Annotated in this window: 12 protein-coding genes; 5 read left to right on the plus strand and 7 right to left on the minus strand. The window is 57.7% G+C overall.

Annotated features, from left to right (window positions below):
• Positions 1–94: 94 nt before the first annotated feature.
• Together LRS40_RS19135 and LRS40_RS19140 are read right to left on the minus strand one after the other, a co-directional pair.
• Entirely contained in the window at positions 95–1,414 is a 1,320-nt protein-coding gene (locus LRS40_RS19135) for a type II toxin-antitoxin system HipA family toxin (RefSeq protein ID WP_231312381.1), read from the minus strand.
• 3 nt (positions 1,415–1,417) lie between these two features.
• Positions 1,418–1,669 carry a helix-turn-helix domain-containing protein gene (locus LRS40_RS19140; protein WP_142489448.1) on the minus strand — a complete coding sequence of 84 codons (252 nt, stop codon included), beginning with the start codon at positions 1,667–1,669 and terminating at the stop codon, positions 1,418–1,420.
• A gap of 804 nt (positions 1,670–2,473) precedes the next feature.
• Between LRS40_RS19140 and LRS40_RS19145 the strand changes: the two genes are divergently transcribed.
• The 3 genes from LRS40_RS19145 to iaaH all read left to right on the plus strand — a co-directional run bounded on the left by LRS40_RS19145 (position 2,474) and on the right by iaaH (position 8,724).
• Positions 2,474–6,274, plus strand: a complete 3,801-nt coding sequence (locus LRS40_RS19145) for an NAD(P)-binding protein (RefSeq protein WP_231312382.1) — start codon at positions 2,474–2,476, stop codon at positions 6,272–6,274.
• Between the two features lie 225 nt (positions 6,275–6,499).
• Positions 6,500–7,204 carry a LuxR C-terminal-related transcriptional regulator gene (locus tag LRS40_RS19150; protein WP_231312383.1) on the plus strand — a complete coding sequence of 235 codons (705 nt, stop codon included), beginning with the start codon at positions 6,500–6,502 and terminating at the stop codon, positions 7,202–7,204.
• A gap of 80 nt (positions 7,205–7,284) precedes the next feature.
• On the plus strand, positions 7,285–8,724 hold the full coding sequence (gene iaaH, locus LRS40_RS19155; protein ID WP_231312384.1) for an indoleacetamide hydrolase: 1,440 nt from the start codon (positions 7,285–7,287) through the stop codon (positions 8,722–8,724).
• A 3-nt stretch (positions 8,725–8,727) separates the two neighbouring features.
• On the opposite strand, the gene LRS40_RS19160 is transcribed toward iaaH, so the two are convergent.
• Together LRS40_RS19160 and LRS40_RS19165 are read right to left on the minus strand one after the other, a co-directional pair.
• Positions 8,728–9,711, minus strand: a complete 984-nt coding sequence (locus tag LRS40_RS19160) for a cytochrome d ubiquinol oxidase subunit II (RefSeq protein ID WP_231312385.1) — start codon at positions 9,709–9,711, stop codon at positions 8,728–8,730.
• Positions 9,704–11,089, minus strand: a complete 1,386-nt coding sequence (locus LRS40_RS19165; RefSeq protein WP_231312386.1) for a cytochrome ubiquinol oxidase subunit I — start codon at positions 11,087–11,089, stop codon at positions 9,704–9,706. Before LRS40_RS19165 ends, LRS40_RS19160 begins: the two co-directional genes overlap by 8 nt.
• Positions 11,090–11,304: 215 nt before the next feature.
• On the opposite strand from LRS40_RS19165, the gene LRS40_RS19170 reads away from it, so the two are divergent.
• Positions 11,305–12,645 (plus strand): glycoside hydrolase family 10 protein, encoded by a 1,341-nt coding sequence (locus LRS40_RS19170; RefSeq protein ID WP_231312387.1) that lies wholly within the window; start codon positions 11,305–11,307, stop codon positions 12,643–12,645.
• Positions 12,646–12,706: 61 nt separating this feature from the next.
• Here LRS40_RS19170 and LRS40_RS19175 read toward each other — a convergent pair whose 3' ends face one another.
• Positions 12,707–13,417, minus strand: coding sequence for an alpha/beta fold hydrolase (locus LRS40_RS19175; RefSeq protein ID WP_231312388.1), 711 nt, complete (start codon positions 13,415–13,417; stop codon positions 12,707–12,709).
• Between the two features lie 67 nt (positions 13,418–13,484).
• Complete coding sequence (locus tag LRS40_RS19180) at positions 13,485–14,741, minus strand: MFS transporter (protein ID WP_231313918.1); 1,257 nt, start codon at positions 14,739–14,741, stop codon at positions 13,485–13,487.
• Positions 14,742–15,003: 262 nt separating this feature from the next.
• Here LRS40_RS19180 and LRS40_RS19185 point away from each other — a divergent pair, with 262 nt between their 5' ends.
• Positions 15,004–15,288, plus strand: coding sequence for a VF530 family DNA-binding protein (locus tag LRS40_RS19185; RefSeq protein ID WP_142489456.1), 285 nt, complete (start codon positions 15,004–15,006; stop codon positions 15,286–15,288).
• Positions 15,289–15,297: 9 nt separating this feature from the next.
• On the opposite strand, the gene glgX is transcribed toward LRS40_RS19185, so the two are convergent.
• Positions 15,298–17,373 carry a glycogen debranching protein GlgX gene (gene glgX / locus LRS40_RS19190; RefSeq protein ID WP_231312389.1) on the minus strand — a complete coding sequence of 692 codons (2,076 nt, stop codon included), beginning with the start codon at positions 17,371–17,373 and terminating at the stop codon, positions 15,298–15,300.
• Positions 17,374–17,379 lie beyond the last annotated feature (6 nt).

Below are 17,379 nucleotides of genomic sequence, written 5' to 3' on the forward strand. Positions count from 1 at the left end.
AAATGATAATGAAAATAAATATCATTTACAAATGCAAATATATCTCAATTACCTACCATTTTTAGTACCTAAAGCAGGTGCCCGGCATGCTGTATTACGGGGTTAACTCATTGAATCGCCCTATCCGCGCCGCCTGGCGGGCTAAACCGCGAAAAATAGCCTCGCTCACCGGCAGCGGAAAATCCGTCGGCAGTTCTGCCCTGACGGTGGCGATAACGTCGTCGGTAACCGCGGCCATCTCCGTCATCAAACGGCGGGCAGCCTCCTGCGAAAATCCCGCAAAGGCGGCGGTGCTGATAAAGTGTCGCGGCTGGATCATCGCGAAATGGTACTGCCGGTTTTTTCCCTGTAGCGCCATCGCCATCTTCGCCTTTTTGACCGGGATCCCCCCGGCGTCGAACAGCGGAAACGCGGAAATCACGTCATACAGCGGGGCCATGCGAAACGAGGAGTCGGCCTCAATAAACAGGCTAAAATTTTTACCGTGGCCATCGATGGCGGCCAGCATCCAGAAAAGGATCTGCGCCTTAAAGAACATCTCGCGATCCTGCCCCGCCAGGCGAGAACCAAGCAGCAGCTTCATGGCGTCTGCAATCCCGGGGCCACCGTGAGACTCATATTTCAGCGCTGGCGACACGCCCAGCGCCTGGCAAAAGTCCTCCTGCGGCAAGCGCATCAGCCAGCCGCTGCGGGCCCATCGACGATCGAAACGCTCGATAATCAGCACCTTTTTCCGGCCAAACTGTGCCATGTCGGCATGCGCGACCGGGAAACCAAAGGCTTTGGCGATACGCAAACAGAGCCATTCGTTTTCGCAGCTTTCGCTCAGGTCAATGTTATTCTGCTCTATTCTACCTATCGGCAGCTTGAAGATATGGCTGGTTGGGGTGCTGCCCTGGGGCCGTTGCCAGCGATCCTGATACCACAGCAGCGCCGTTTTCTCCTGCGCCCCGGCCAGCGAAATGCGAAAATCGGCGCCCTCCTCTGTCATCCCCAGCGGCGCCATCTGGTAGCCCTCGAGCAGCGCGGCAATCTGATCGTCATCCAGCGGTTCGGCCACGATATCCGTTACCGGGGGGATCTCCTGCCCCGGCGGATAGAGCTGAATGGCGCCGACGCAGTCACGCCCAACGCTGGCGAGCAGATCGAAAGGATGCGTGGTTTCCACTTGAAAACGGGCCTGCATGCGGGCAATAATCGCCTCGGAGTCAGGCAGCAGATTGCTGAAGAAATTGAAGACCGGCGCGCCGCTAATCCTGCCGTGTTGCAGCGGCAGAGAGAGCGAGATCGCTCGCGAACCCGGCTCTGCCAGCCACGCTGGGGCATACTGAAAGGACATCGCCCCGCTGCCATCACGATGCAGCGTGCCTATCACATCGCCATTCATCGCGACAGTCAGACGTTTTGCGCGCATCGCTTACCACTCCTTCGTCCAGGCGTTATTGTCCGGCAGCGTGGCACCGCGTTTTACCACGTGCAGTTCCAGGTCCAGCGCCGCAAGGATTTTGAACAAGGTGTCCAGCTTGGTAGAGCCCGGTTTGTTCTCGAAATCCGATACGGTGGTTTGTTTAATACCTACCTGTTCAGCCGTCGCCGTTTGGGTTAACTTATTGACCTTACGCTGATCCCGGACGGCCTGCGCCAGTGCGTCTGCCGATGTCACCTTCATGATTATTCCCCATAGCGAATATTTTGAGAAAATCCCCTGTAGGGGATAAAATGAGAATAACCCCTCTAGGGGATAAGTGCAAATTATCCCCTGAAAAGGATAAGAATGTTCAAACCCCCCTTTCGAACTGCAAGGCTTTGTTACCGAGCACTATGCTGAGGTATAGGGTTAAAGAAGAGTACTGTATGTTGTAACTACATATAATATGTATTATCCGGAGTTATTTATTCATTATTAAATGTGCCGTAATTTATATTTACTCCGCGTGAGATCGTCAAATAAGAAATGTATTAAATATAGGGCGCGTACCGGTTCGTTAATTACAGCCAGCAAACCCTGCATATGCAAAAAACTAACGTAGCGGCCCCGGGGGCTTTATGCAGCCTATAAAAAATAATTTCGCTTAACCGAAGCGTTAACTGTAAAAAAAGCACTCCTGTCTCACGATGATTTTAATCATCTTTTCTAATAACGAAGCAGAGCGTCGATGAAAAGACCCTGCTCCTCATCAGTGTTCCCGTCTATCATTTAAAGATAAGACAGCGGTAAAGCTGGTTCGCGCTTATTTCTGCAAGGGATGTTGAAACAAACCTGGTACTTCCGGGTGGTTTATTTTTGACTCTGTTCCGCCTTTAATAAAATACGTGGAGGGGATAAGCATGCATGATTGTGACGTAAATATGAGTGAGGACCTGATTATTCTGCCGTATTGTGATCCGTAAAAAGGGATTATTTATTTCCCCATTTTAATACCATGCCGGTTTGTTTTTTTATTGATAAACACTATCCATCGGGAGCAGTGAGATGCCTATTTTTAGTTCATTCTGGCAGGCGGGGTTTGAAGGTGCAGATTTTGTTACGCGGCAAGGGCATGCCCTTTCAATGGATCACGAAACGGGTCATGACAGCAGACATTACGATGATTACAGGGCACTCCGCCCTTTTCACATCGCCACGGTGAGGGAGAGCGTCGGCTGGCGACTTACCGATACATCAGAGGGTTACGACTTTACCGCCGTCGCGGCCAAAATGGCATCGGCAAAGGAGAACGGTATCCAGATCTGCTGGACGATTTGCCATTACGGCTGGCCAGACGATGTCGATTTTTTCTCTGAGGCATTTGTGACGCGTTTCGCCCGGCTGTGCGGCGCGCTGGCCGCCTTTTTGCGCCCCTGGTATCAGGAGCCGCCGGTCTACTCCCCGGTCAACGAGATCTCCTTTACCGCCTGGGGGATTACCGTGGGCCTGTTTCCCGCCGCCCTTGCGGAAGAGATGGAAAGCATGCAGATCAAGCGGCAGCTGGTTCGCGCCACGATAGCTGCCTGCGACGCCATCCGGGCTGCCGATCCCCGGGCCAGAATTCTGCATTGTGACCCTCTGATTCATCTGATTTCTCCCGACGACGACCCCACGACCGAACAGGAAACCGAGGCGTTGCGCACGGCGCAGTACCAGGCGTGGGACATGCTAGCGGGACGGCATGAGCCCGAGCTCGGCGGTAACCCACGCTACCTGGATCTGATCGGGGCCAATTACTACCACGACAACCAGTGGATGATGGGAAACAACCAGCGCCTCGCCTGGCATCTTGGCGACCGGCGACGACGACGATTACACGAAATGTTGCAGGAACTCTATGAACGCTATCACCGCCCTATTCTGCTTGCCGAAACAAGCCATGTCGGCAGTGGGCGTGGAGCCTGGATTAACGATGTCGCCTCTGAGGTTGCTCAGGCACAGCTGGCGGGCGTTGAGCTCTCAGGGATCTGCCTTTACCCCATTATTGACCGCCCCGACTGGGAAAACTGTGCTGTCTGGCATCACTGCGGTTTGTGGGACATTACGCCCGATAAAGAGCGACATCTTAATACCCTTTACGCACGCGCGCTTGAGCAAACCCAGCTCCGGCTGAAACGTTTTCAACAGCCATCAGGCGCCTTTACCTGCACCGGCACAGAGGTATCAGATATGAAAAAAATATATGTTTTTAGTCACCTGCGCTGGGACTTTGTCTTTCAGCGTCCACAGCATCTGATGACACGTCTTGCCCAGCACTATCACATTGTCTTTATTGAGGAGCCGCTCTATTCAGCGGAGAAACCGGAGCTGAAGCTCTCCCGGCCCGCCCCAAACGTCACCGTGGTTCAGCCGCATACCCCGTCAACGGCGGCCGGGTTCCACGACGAGCAAATTGCCTTTCTGGAAACGCTCCTGACGGAGCTACGGGAGCCGGACGAAACCCCGGTGGTCTGGTTCTATACGCCGATGGCGCTTCCGCTGTTGAAGATCTTTACTCCGGCGATCGTGGTCTATGACTGCATGGATGAACTTGCCGCCTTTGAGAAAGCCCCTCGCCAGCTGTTGCAACGTGAGTCAGCTCTGCTGAGCCGGGCGGATATTGTCTTTACCGGTGGCCCCAGCCTGTATGAAGCGAGGAAAGGCCGCCACCCGAATATTCACTGTTTTGCCAGCAGCGTCGATGCGGTGCATTTCGAACAGGCGCTGGATCGGGCGAATCATCACCCGCTGCAGGACGAGATCCCCCATCCACGGCTCGGGTATTACGGCGTTATTGATGAACGTATGGATTTATCTTTGATTGCGGCTCTCGCGGATTCACATCCGGAGTGGCAGATCGTGATGGTCGGCCCGGTGGTGAAGATCGATCCCGCTACCCTGCCCAGACGCAGCAACATTCATTATCCCGGCATGCAGCCTTATCAGGCCCTGCCACAGTTCCTTGCCGGCTGGGATGTGTGCCTGATGCCGTTCGCGCTGAATGAATCCACGCGGTTCATTAGCCCGACAAAAGTGCTCGAGTACATGGCCGCGCAGCTGCCGGTGGTCAGTACCGCCATTGCCGATGTTGAAAAACCCTATAGCCACGTTGTGGCTGTTGCCCACGACCAGGCAGCCTTTATTGCCGCCTGCGAACAGGCGCTGGCGCTGCCGGAAGAGACCCGAAAAGCGCAGCAGCAGACGATGCAGCGTATTGTCGCCAGCACCTCCTGGGATAAAACCGTGCAGAGCATGCACGCGTTGATTGAGAACGCATTTTTACGCTATCTGGATGCCTCGGCTGCGACGGTCAGCACAGCGGATAGCAGCTCCGACGAATCCGCTTCCGAGCCGGTTTTACGGCTGATCCCACAGAAGGCGGCCCGCACAGAAGCACAGAAATGTTTAATCCTCGGGGCCGGGCCAACCGGGCTGAGCGCGGCCTATCACTATGGCGAAGGGGCAACGTTGCTTGAGCGCAATGCCACGGTCGGCGGGCTCTGTCGCTCCATTCAGGACAAAGGTTTTACCTTCGATTATGCGGGCCACATTATGTTTTCCGCTGACGAAGAGGTGCTGGCGCTGTACAAAACGTTACTGGGGGACAATATCCACTGGCAGATCCGTGAAGCCTGGGTCTATACCGACGGCGTTTATACCCGCTACCCCTTCCAGGGATCCCTTTACGGGTTGCCCGCCACGGTGGTTAAAGAGTGCATTCTGGGTGCCATCGAGGCGCGATACGGAACGGGTTCGGGTGTGCAAAGCATGACGACCTGCAGCGAGAAAAGCGGCCAGGGAAAACAGCACCACGACTGCTGCGCCGATGGCGCGGTGCCGGACTACATCAGCGCCGATCCAGCGGAGAAAACGCCACGAAAAGGCAGCTTTGAAGCCTTTATCTATGAGACATGGGGCAAGGGGATCGCCCGGCATTTTGCTATTCCCTATAATAAAAAGCTATGGACGGTGCCGCTGTCGGAAATGGAGACATCCTGGCTGGGTGGCCGCGTTCCCCTGCCCGACCTGGAACAAATTATCGACGGCGCCCTGAACGAGACCTCAAAGCCGATGGGGCCCAATGCGCGCTTTGGTTATCCGCTGCAGGGCGGTTTCCAGGCGCTGATGAACGGTTTTCTGCCGCACATTAAAGGCCGGATAGAGACCGGGGCCGAGGTCAGTAAAATCTATGCCAATCAGCATATCGTTGCGCTGTCAGACGGACGGCAGTATCGCTATGAACATATGATCAGCACTCTGGTACTGCCGGAGCTGATTCGCCTGATGGGCGACGAAGTGCCGCCTGACGTACGTAAAGCAGCGAAAGGCCTGCGCCACGTCTCCGTTCGCTGCGTCAATCTGGGGGTTGGCCGTGACAATCTGACCGACAAACACTGGATTTACTTTGCCGGTAAGACAATATTTCACCGCATTTTTGTTCAGGGGAACGCCAGCCCCTTCTGCAGCCCGGCGGGCAGCTGCGGCCTGACCTGTGAAATCAGTTACTCACCGGATAAACCGTTGCCGGTTGACGGCCAGGCGCTGATCGACCGCTGCATTAAGGAGTGCATCGAAGCCGGAATTATTTCAGCAGAGGATGAGATTATCACCGCCAACCAAATCGATATCCCCTACGCCTACGTGATCTACGATCAGAGCCGCAAGGAGAACGTGGAGACGATCCGCAAATGGCTGTTGCTGCACGGCATCACCCTGGCCGGACGCTACAGCGAATGGGAATACTACAATTCGGACCATGCGTTTATCGCCGGGAAAGTAGCCGTTGAGAAAGTTCGGGGATCGGCTTACCGGCATTCTGTTTCCTGAGATATAAATCATTAATCTGTTCAGCCGTCGCCGTTTGCGCTAACGTATTGTTCGCAAACGGCGCAGAGCGGACTCCCGCATGCTGTAAAGCGAAGATAAACGGGCACGATGTTGACGTGTCTTAGTGTAATAAGTTTATTGTATGTTGTAACTACAGGTAATTATGGCGCTGCGCCCGACCTGTTCTACACTCACTGACACAAACCCACAGGGAGAACATCAGGAATGGAGATCCCGTTAACCTCCAGTGAGCTTCGTCTGTTCTCGCACATCCTGTGGCAACTCGGTTCGGGCCAGGGCAGCCGAGCCCTGCGTCAGGAGACGCTGGAAAATGTCTGCGCCCTGTTGCAGGCCGATTTTGCGGCATCCTGCATCTGGTCCTCTGCCTCCAGGACCTCGCGCCACGGCGTCAGCTGGAACATTGCTGAAAAAGCAATGCGTGAGCATGCCAGTACCTGGCAATACATCGATCCCATCACCCCGCTTCTGCGCGCAAAACAGCATCCAACCCTGGTGGATGAGGTGATGCCTGCCCGCGAGTTGTTCAAAACGCCCTTTTACCATGAGTTCCTGAAACCCTGCGGCATGCACCACGGCGTTAATGTCTATTTTTTACGTGATGGTGACGACGTGGGCGATCTGCGCATCTGGCGGGCCAAAGACGCCCCGCCGTTCGGGCAGCGCGAAATCGCACTGTTGCAGTTGCTGGAACCCTGGTTTGCCAGAGCCTTACCGAAAAATGAAAAGTCCCCGCAGTTAACCGCCCGGGAGCAGGAGGTGGTCAGCCTGGTCTGCAAAGGTCTGGGCGATAAAGAGGTCGCCCGCCTGCTGAACATCAGCTTCACCACCGTCCGCACCCATCTGAATCACGCCCTGAAAAAGCTCGACTGCGCCAACCGCACGGAGCTGGCCTCGCGGCTCAGGCATTAACGCCTCCTCAATCCTGAGGATGGCGCGCGTAGGGTTGATTTGCCTAAATGTTGCGGATACCCACTGTCCGGAAACAGCCCATGAAAACAATAACACCCGCAAACCCTGCACAACTGGATACCCTCACCGCCGCCGACGCGGCACAGCTCATCAGTGAACGAAAAGTGTCGAGCGAAGCGCTGGTTCGTGCCTGCTTAGCCCGCATCGACGCCCAGGATCACCTCAACGCCTTTATTACGGTGAATGCCGAACAGGCGCTGGCGCAGGCAAAGGCCTGGGATAAACATCTCGCCGGCGGCGGTGCCCCCTTGCCGCTGGGCGGTGTTCCCGTCGCGGTGAAAGACAATACTCACGTCGCCGGTTTGCCTAATACGGCCGGGACGCCAGCCCTGAAAAATTTTGTACCCAAAACGACCGCCCCGGTGATCCAACGTCTTATCGATGCGGGCGCCATTATTATTGGCAAATGCAACATGCATGAGCTGGCCTTTGGCGTCACCGGCTATAACGCGGCGTATCACACGCCTGCGATAAAGGGCGTGCGCAACGCCCATGACGTCAGCCGTATTGCGGGCGGGTCTTCGTCGGGCAGCGCGGTAGCCGTTGCCGCCGGAATGGCACCGGTAGCCATCGGCACCGATACCGGGGCGTCGGTGCGCCAGCCCTGCGCCCTGAATGGCTGCGTCGGTTTTCGTCCCACCACCGGGCGCTATTCCCAGGCGGGGATCACCCCCCTCTCCCACACCCGGGATACCGCGGGCCCGATGGCCCGCAACGTGGCGGATATTGCCCTGCTCGACAGCCTGATGGCCGGTGGCGAGGTGTTACTCCCTAAACCCGCCCGGACCATTCGTCTTGGAATTGCGCCCTGGTTCTGGCAGGCGTTGGATGAAGAGGTCAGCCAGCAGGCCCACGCCGCGCTCGCCAGGCTGCGCGATGCGGGAGTCACGCTGGTTGCCGTCGAGATGCCCGGGCTTGAAGAGGCCAATGCCGCCGTCTCCTTCCCGGTGGTGATGCATGAAGGCAAGCACGATCTGATTGATTATCTCCAGGCGCATGACACCCGGCTGACCCTGCAGGATATCGTGCAGCACATCGCCAGCCCGGATGTGCGCGCCATCTTTGAGCACGTCATTGTCCCGGGGGGGATCCCGGATAATGACGGCAATCTGGTTCCGCTGACGCCACTATACCAACAGGCAGTTTCGCTGGGGATCGGGCGTCTGATCGCCCTCTATGAACGGACCTTCCACGACCACCAGCTCGACGGGTTGATCTTCCCCACTTCGCCGGTCGTCGCCCCGCTGGCGAATGATGAGGTGAGTTCCGCGGAAAACTTTGCCCGCTTGATCCGCAATGTGGATCCGGGAAGCAATGCCCGCCTGCCGGGGCTGACCCTGCCGGTCGGGGTGGGCGCCACCAGCCGGTTGCCGGTAGGGCTGGAGATAGACGGTTTGCCGGGGAGTGATGCGCAAATTCTGGCGATAGGTGCCACGCTGGAGCAGATCCTGGCGCAGTAACGATTAGCGAATTTTCCCGCTAAACAGCCTGAACCCCCAGGTGTTGTACAGCAGCGTCACCGGCGCCAGCAGCGCAAAGCTTATCAGCAGAAAACGTTGGGTCTCCGGTGGCGCGGCCGCCTGATGAAGGGTTATCGACGCCGGGACTATCCACGGATACAGCGTAAACACCAGCGCGCCGAAGCCGCTACTCACCAGCACCAGGATCCCGGCCAACGGCAGAAAATGATACCCGCCCTTTAGGCCGAACCACACCAGTCCCCCGCCCGCCAGCACCGCCCCGGCAAACGGCAGCCAGATCGTGAAATTCTGCAGATGCAGACGCCAGGTCTCCTGTAATTGCATGGTCCAGAACAGTAGCCCGGCCATCAGCAACAGCGCGATCGTCGCCAGCCAGGGGAGCGCCCGCCTCGCCCGATGCAACAGTATCCCGGTACCCCGCCAGATCAGCCATCCCTCGCCCATCAGGCAATAAAACACCACCAGCGACAGTGCGCAAAAGAGCGGAAACGGGCTAAACCACTCCCAGCCGGTACCGGTAAACTGCTGACCGTTGTTGGGGATCGTCTGGATCAGACTCCCGACAATCACCCCCTGGGCCAGCGTAGCCAGCAGTGACCCCGCCACCAGCAGCGTATCAAACAGACGTGGGGCATAATGCCGAAACTCAATCGCCATTCCACGCACTACCAGTGCCAGCACCAGGATAAAGACCGGCACATACAGGGCGCTCAGAATAATGGCGTACGCAAGGGGAAACAGCCCGAAGAGGCTTCCCGCCGCCAGCACCAGCCAGGTCTCGTTCCCATCCCAGATGGGGAGTAATGAAATAGTGATCTTATGCCGGGAGGCCTCGTCGCGCTGAAAGGCGCAGAGTATTCCGGCGCCGAGGTCCGTTCCGTCCAGCAGAACGTAGATCCACAGGCTTACCACCAGCGATGCCGCTGACAGGATTTGTAACAGCGGTAATCCCATCAACTCATGCATCGGTTTCTCCTTTCCCGGTCCGCCGGGCAACATCGGGCTCAGCCCCTTCTTCGTCCTCCGTGGGCGGCCTGGCGAGCAGGCGCAGCAAAAACCACAGCCCCAGCCCGAACAGCGCCAGGTAAATCGTGACGATCAGAATTAATGAGCCGAGTACAAAATGCGGAGCCACGGGCGAAATACTCTCTGAGGTACGAACCAGACCGTAGACCGTCCAGGGTTGCCGCCCGGCTTCGGTCACCATCCACCCCGCCAGCATGGCAAAAAAGCCGGCGGGTGCCATGACTACCATCAGACGCTGGAGCCGCCGCGCCTGCCATAATCGCCCGCGCAGACGCGCAACGAGTCCGGCGATAGCGGTAAACACCATCAGCAGACCCAGTCCCACCATGATGCGAAAGGCCCAGAACACCAGCGGCACCCAGGGCAGTTCATCAGGAGGATACTGATTAAGACTGTGGATCGTCCCTTGCAGGTTATGCCGCAGGTAAAGGGAGCCGATATCAGGAATGGCCAGCTCATAATGATTGCGACGCTCTGCCATATCCGGCAGCGCAAAGAGCCGCATCGGCTCGCCATGTCCGGGCGGAGGGGGATCCCAGCTACCTTCCATGGCGGCCAGCTTCACCGGCTGACGATCCCGGGTATTCTCTCCATGCAGGTCCCCCAACACCACCTGCAGCGGCGCCATTATCAGCAGGATCCACATCGCAATAGAAAACATATGCCGGGCCGCCGGATGCCGGGCATCGCGCAGCAGATGCCATGCGCCACAGGCCCCGACCAGACAGGCGGTACCGAGAATGGCGGCCACAACCATATGCGCCATCCGCCACGGGAAGGAGGGATTGATAATCACCGCCCACCAGTCAACGGGCCGGAAGCGACCATCGGCACCAATCAGATACCCGTCCGGGGTTTGCATCCAGGAGTTAGCGGCGAGGATCCAGAAAGCGCTAAACACAGAACCGAGCGCCACAATGCAGGTCGCCATAAAGTGGATCCACGGCCGCACCTTATTCATCCCGAACAGCATCACCCCCATGAAGCCCGCTTCCAGAAAGAAGGCCACCAGCACTTCCATATAGAGCATCGGCCCCAGCACCGCGCCGGTACGACTCGCCAGCCCGCTCCAGTTGGTACCGAACGAGAACTCCATCACTACCCCGGTCACGATCCCTACCGTCACGTTCAGGGCGAACACCTTACTCCAGTAGCGCCAGAGACCGAGCCAGACGGGCTGCTTACGCCACAGCCAGAGCCCCTCCAGCACCATCAAGAGTTGCGCCAGCCCGAGGGTAAACGCCGCCAGCACAATATGAAAGCTGATGGTAAAGGCGAACTGACTGCGCGCCAGCAGAAGTGTGGTCTCCGGACTCAATGTCGCCCCACAAGGATGCCCAGTAAGCCGGTCAACAGGATCCAGAGATGAGATGCTGTCTGTCGCATAGCCCCTCTTGTGTAGATTTATCTCGATAAAGTGTAAGCAATCGATGGGAAGGCGTACGAAAAAAGTGGGGAATGACAATCATTGTTAAGAATTGACTTACCCATGAATAGAACGACAATAAATGTTCCCGGCGAAACACTGTAGAAATGGAGTCTATCATCGCCTGCTCACGTCCTTCTCAGCTTGCCACCCACCTTAAACGCTCTGGTGCCCTTATCGCCTGGGCGCTGTTACTGGTCAGTTGCAGCTCTACACCACCTAAATCGCTGATCACTCCGCTACCGCCGGTGGCTAAACATCCGCTGCCGGATAAAGGTGCACGCCATGAGCCGGTGCGCGGCGTCTGGCTGGCGACCGTCTCTCGTCTCGACTGGCCGCCACAGGCGTCGGTTAACGGTCGCCCTGCTGCATCGCGGATCGCCATGCAGCAAAAGGCCCTGACCGATAAGCTGGATAACCTGAAAAGTCTCGGGATCAACACCGTGTTTTTCCAGGTCAAACCGGACGGCACCGCCCTGTGGCCATCAAAGATATTGCCGTGGTCGGATATGCTGACCGGCAAAATCGGGGAAGATCCCGGCTACGACCCGCTGCAGTTTATGCTCGATGAAGCACACAAGCGCGGGATGAAGGTTCACGCCTGGTTTAACCCTTACCGCGTCTCAACCAACACCCGGCCCGGCACGGTCGCGGAGCTGAACCGTACCCTGTCGCTCCATCCGCCGAGCGTGTTTGTTCTGCATCGGGAGTGGATCCGCACCGCGGGAGATCGCTATGTCCTCGACCCCGGCATTCCGGAAGCCCGGGACTGGATCACCAGCATCGTGGCCGAAGTGGTGTCGCGCTATCCGGTGGACGGCGTGCAGTTCGATGACTACTTCTATGCCGAGTCCGCAGGCTCGGCGCTGAACGACAGCCAGACGTACCGCCAGTACGGTCAGGGATTTGACTCGAAAGCCGACTGGCGGCGCGACAATACCCAGCAGCTGATTACGCAGGTGTCACGCACCATCAAGCAGATCAACCCCAACGTCGAGTTTGGCGTGAGTCCGGCTGGCGTCTGGCGTAACCGCTCCCACGATCCGGCCGGGTCCGACACCCGGGGTGCGGCGGCCTATGACGAATCCTTTGCCGATACCCGTCGCTGGGTGCAACAGGGGCTGCTGGACTACATCGCCCCGCAGATCTACTGGCCATTTTCCCGGGATGCGGCGCGCTATGACGTGCTGGCGAAATGGTGGGCTCAGGTGGTGAAACCTACCCATACCCGGCTCTATATTGGCGTCGCCTTGTATAAGGTGGGCGAGCCCTCAAGCAAAGAGCCCGACTGGACGGTACAAGGCGGCGTGCCGGAGCTGAAAAAACAGCTGGATCTGAACGAATCCGAGCCGCAGATTGACGGTACGATCCTGTTCCGTGAGAACAACCTCAATCAGCCCCAGGCGCAGGAGGCGGTGCGGTATCTGCGAACGCGTTGGGGGTCGTAGCCTTTGCCCCCAGCTGAAAACCATTAAGAGGGTCAGCTGTGACCAGGGCGAAACAGTAAGTTCAGTGGGATAAACACCGCGCAAAAGCTGAACGCACCTCTTCGTAGAGCGTGTCTGACAGCATTAAATTTTGCCAGATAGAATTATGCCCGGCGCCAGGAATGGTGAGCAGCTGCTTCTGGCGGCAGCCAGCTGCTGAGGACAACAGTCTTTCCGGTATTTCTGCGGGAATGATTGCGTCATTTTCGGCGGCAATAATCAGCAGATTGCCGGTAAATTCTGCTGCGATATCCCAGGCATCAGTTTGCGCCCAGCTTCTCTCTTTGCGAATGATGGCAGAAAATTCAGGACCAAAGTTAATCTTATAGGCTGGCGTTGAGTAGACGCCGGGAACCATGAGAATGAGGGATTGAAACCGGATCGTTTTACTCAGCTGGAGTGCGTTATAGGCCCCCATACTTACGCCTATACACCCCGTGAGAGCCAGCCCCTGAAACGCAATCACAGCCTCTGCCTGTGCCGTGCGGCTGAAAAGAGAGGACGCGCGCATATCTCCCCCCGTCTCACCATGACCTATAAAGTCAAAGAGCGTCGTTCCAATGCCTGACCTATCCAGAAGCGCACGGTATTTATAGAACACCGTGCGATCCTTACCGCCCCCATGAAGCATCAGCACATGGCCATTGCGCCCGAATGTGCTTTCGGCATAGATGAATTTGCCCTGAAACGGCACCTGGAAAGCGTGACTGGAAATCATCTGCGTATTCATCATCGAATGAATCATTTTCCTCGTTTTATCAAACCAGAAGGAACCGTCGGGGGCGCTGCGCTTGCCCGGCCTACGAGCTGCGTTCCCCGGACATTGTGTGCGATGTCATCTCAGAACCACTCTCGAGCCGCCTGATAGCCGGCACCAGGCTCGCCCCCGCCGTGGCAATCACCACCGCAACGGCGGATACCAGCAGCACGTTGCTGGTGCCATACTCAATCGCCAACGGGCCTGCGATAAGCTCGCCGAAGGGGATGGCGACGAAAGACCCCACCGCATCATAAGCATAGACCCGGGCCAGCTTGTCCTGCGGGATATGGGTTTGCAGCGACTGGGCCCAGGCGACACCGAACAGGCCAAAGGTCACGCCAGCAATAAAAAACGCGGCCATCAGCCAGGGTGTGGCCGCAAGCTGGCTCAGCATGAACGGGGGTAAGGCGCAAAACGACACCAGCAGCACCCCGATAAAGAGGTCGCGGCGCGGGCGCCAGCGCAGCGCGAGGGAAGATCCCACAATCAGCCCCACGCTCTGGGCTGCTATAATCATCCCCCAATGTGCACGTCCAAAGGAGGCATCGGCAATCACTGGCCCGAGCACCATCATCACGCCGCTGAAGGCCGCATTAATAATGGTGAACTGCACGACGATAGCCCACACCCAGGCCCGGCTGGCGAACTCTTTCCATCCCTCTTTCAGGTCCTGCAGAATATTGCTTTGGGTTGAACCGGCTTCACGTGGCGAGACGCGGATTAAATAATAGAGCGGCGCAGCCGCGGCGAAGCCCAGCGCATCAATGGCCAGCCCCCAGCCGGGTCCGACGGCGCTTATCAGAATGCCCCCCAGTGAAGCGCCGATCACCGTTCCACCGTAAATACCGGCCTGCAAAAAGGCATTGGCTTCACGCAGATTGCGGGCGGGAACCGTCTGAGGAATGAGCGCGGAAGAGGCCGGTAAGGCGATCCCGGCGGCGGCCCCATTCAGGGCACCGAGCAAGGCCAGTCCGATCGCCGTGGCGGAACCGTCCAGCACCGACCAGGCCACAACCGCCTGCGAAATGGCCGCGACCAGGGAAGATGAAACTAACACCCGACTGCGGGAATAGCGGTCCGCTAACACTCCGCCCAGCAGCAGGAACAGCACGTTGAAAATCGACCGGGAGGCGACAACGATACCCAAATCAGAGACCGATCCGCCGATATCCAGGACCGCAAAAGCCAGTGCGATGGGGGCAATACCATTGCCCAGCACGGTGAGAAAACGGGCGGCAAACAGATAGCGAAAAGCGGAAAAGTGAAAGGCACGAACGTTTTTATCAGGCGTTGTCATGGATTCAATGGCGTCGGGATCGGGAGCGACAGTATAACGGAACGGCGTTTCAAAAACATCCATTCCCGGAATCGTAGACCCGTGCAAGCGCAGCGCCGCCGGGCATAAACCCGGGTGCGATCTGTCGTGCCGGGTGGCGGCTATGCCTTACCCGGCCTACAAAATTTACAAAACCGGTGACCGCCTGAGCGCTTGCTGGCCCCCTGCTTTTCTTGTACCCTTCCCCGCTTTCAACCCCTTGCCAGATAATAAAAGGATGCCTGTGACTGCTCACCCTTCGAAAGATCCTTTGCACGGCGTCACGCTCGAGATGCAGGTCAATGCCCTGGTGGCGCGTTACGGCTGGGCGCAGCTGGGAAAGCTGATTAAAATTAACTGCTTTAACAGCGATCCCAGCGTCAAATCCAGCCTCAAGTTTTTACGGCGTACCCCGTGGGCCCGTGCCGAAGTCGAAGCCCTCTATCTGGACTCGCTGGAGGATCCCGCGCCAGCAAAAGCTGACGACGAGACCACCAGCCCGTGGGACAGAGCGCGGGCTAACAAGTAACGCCCCGCGTTATGGCCGCCGTAACAGCACGATACTGCGGCCTGGCAGCGGAAAATCGGTATCCGGGATCACCGCCTGCCCCAGATGCTCATCCCCTGCCGTACTCAGCTCCAGGACCCAACCCTCTTTACCGCATTTCGGGATACGGAACGGCACCGCCCCTTCATACGGATTGATCAGCAGCAGCACCTCCTGCCAGATCCCCTTTTGCCCGTGCAGATCGGCCCGGGTGAGGTACAGCCCCAGCGTGGTGCCCTCGTCCCAGTGCTCCGGCAGCTGCGGCCCGCCGCCGGCATTGAACCAGGTGATCTCCATCCCGTCACGCCAGCTCTCGCGGTGCAACAGCGGCTGGCTGGCGCGCAGCTTGATCAAATGCCGGGTAAAGTTGCGCAGCGTCTCGGCGCTTTCCGGGAGATTCTCCCAGTGTACCCAGCTGATTTCGCTGTCCTGACAGTAGCCGTTGTTATTACCCAGCTGGCTGCGGCCAAACTCATCCCCGGCCAGCAGCATCGGCGTGCCGTGGGAGAAGAGCAGCGTGGTGAGGAAGTTGCGCTTCTGCTGTTCACGCAGGGCATTAATCTGCTCGTCGTCGGTCGGGCCTTCAACGCCATAATTCGATGACCGGTTATCATTGTGGCCGTCGTTGTTGTCTTCCCCGTTGGCCTCGTTGTGCTTCTCGTTGAAGGAGACGAGGTCGTTCAGGGTGAAACCGTCGTGGGCGGTGATAAAGTTAATGCTGGCCCACGGGCGACGCCCACGCTGGTCATACAGATCCCCGGAACCGAGCAGCCGCGCGGCGAAATCGGACGAGACGTTATCCCCGCGCCAGTACTCACGCACGGTATCGCGATACTTGTCATTCCACTCGCCCCAGCCTGGAGGGAAGCCCCCTACCTGATAACCGCCGGGGCCGATATCCCACGGCTCGCCTATCAGTTTCAGCCGCGAGAGGAGCGGATCCTGCATCATGGCATCGAAAAAGCCGCCACGCTGATCGAACCCTTCCGGCTCGCGCCCGAGGATGGTGCCGAGGTCGAAGCGGAAGCCGTCGATATGCATCGACTCCGCCCAGTAACGCAGGGAATCCATCACCATCTGCAGCACACGAGGGTGCGAGGTATTCACCGTATTACCAGTGCCGGTATCGTTCACGTAGTAGCGGTGCTGACCGGCAATGGTGCGGTAGTAAGAGAAATTGTCGATCCCCTTAAACGACAGCGTCGGGCCCAGCTCGTTACCCTCGGCGGTGTGGTTATAGACTACATCGAGGATCACCTCGATACCGGCATCGTGGAAGGCGCGCACCATGTCGCGGAACCCCTGAATGCCGTTCGGGCCGCCGTAGCGCGATGCCGGAGAGAAGAAGTTAAGGGTGTTATAGCCCCAGAAGTTTTTCAGCCCCCGCTCAAGCAGATGCTGATCGTCCGGGAACGCATGTACCGGCAGCAGCTCAACGGAGGTCACGCCGAGGCTTTTGATGTAATCCACCGTGGCTTTATGCCCCATCCCCTCGAAGGTGCCGCGCAGTTCGGGCGGGATCGCCGGGTTGAGCTGGGTAAAGCCTTTCACGTGGGTTTCATACAGAATCGTACTGGACCACGGCACCGCCGGGCGATGTGGATCCTGCCCGTCGAACACCCGTGGGTCGATGACCCGGCATTTTGGCGTATAGGGTGCGCTGTCCCGGGTATCAAAGCTCAGATCGAGTTCGTCATGCCCCAGTTCATAGCCAAAGTGCGAGGGGTTCCAGATAAGTTCCCCGGTTAAGGCTCTCGCATAAGGGTCAATCAGCAGCTTATGCGGGTTAAAACGGTGCCCGTTTTCCGGATCGTAAGGGCCATACACGCGGTAGCCGTACAGTGCGCCCGGTTTCAGATCCGGGACATAACCATGCCAGACTTCGTCGGTGTATTCCGGTAACTCCAGACGGGCGATTTCAGATTTACCACTCGGGTCAAACAGACACAGCTCAACGCGTTCGGCGCAGGCCGAAAAGAGGGCAAAATTCACCCCTTTGTCATCGTAATTCGCCCCCAGCGGGTAACTCTGCCCCGGCTGGATTTCATAAATTTTGTCATATGCCATAACGTC

It is taken from the genome of Leclercia sp. G3L, from assembly GCF_021117075.1.
Lineage (GTDB): Bacteria > Pseudomonadota > Gammaproteobacteria > Enterobacterales > Enterobacteriaceae > Enterobacter > Enterobacter adecarboxylatus_C.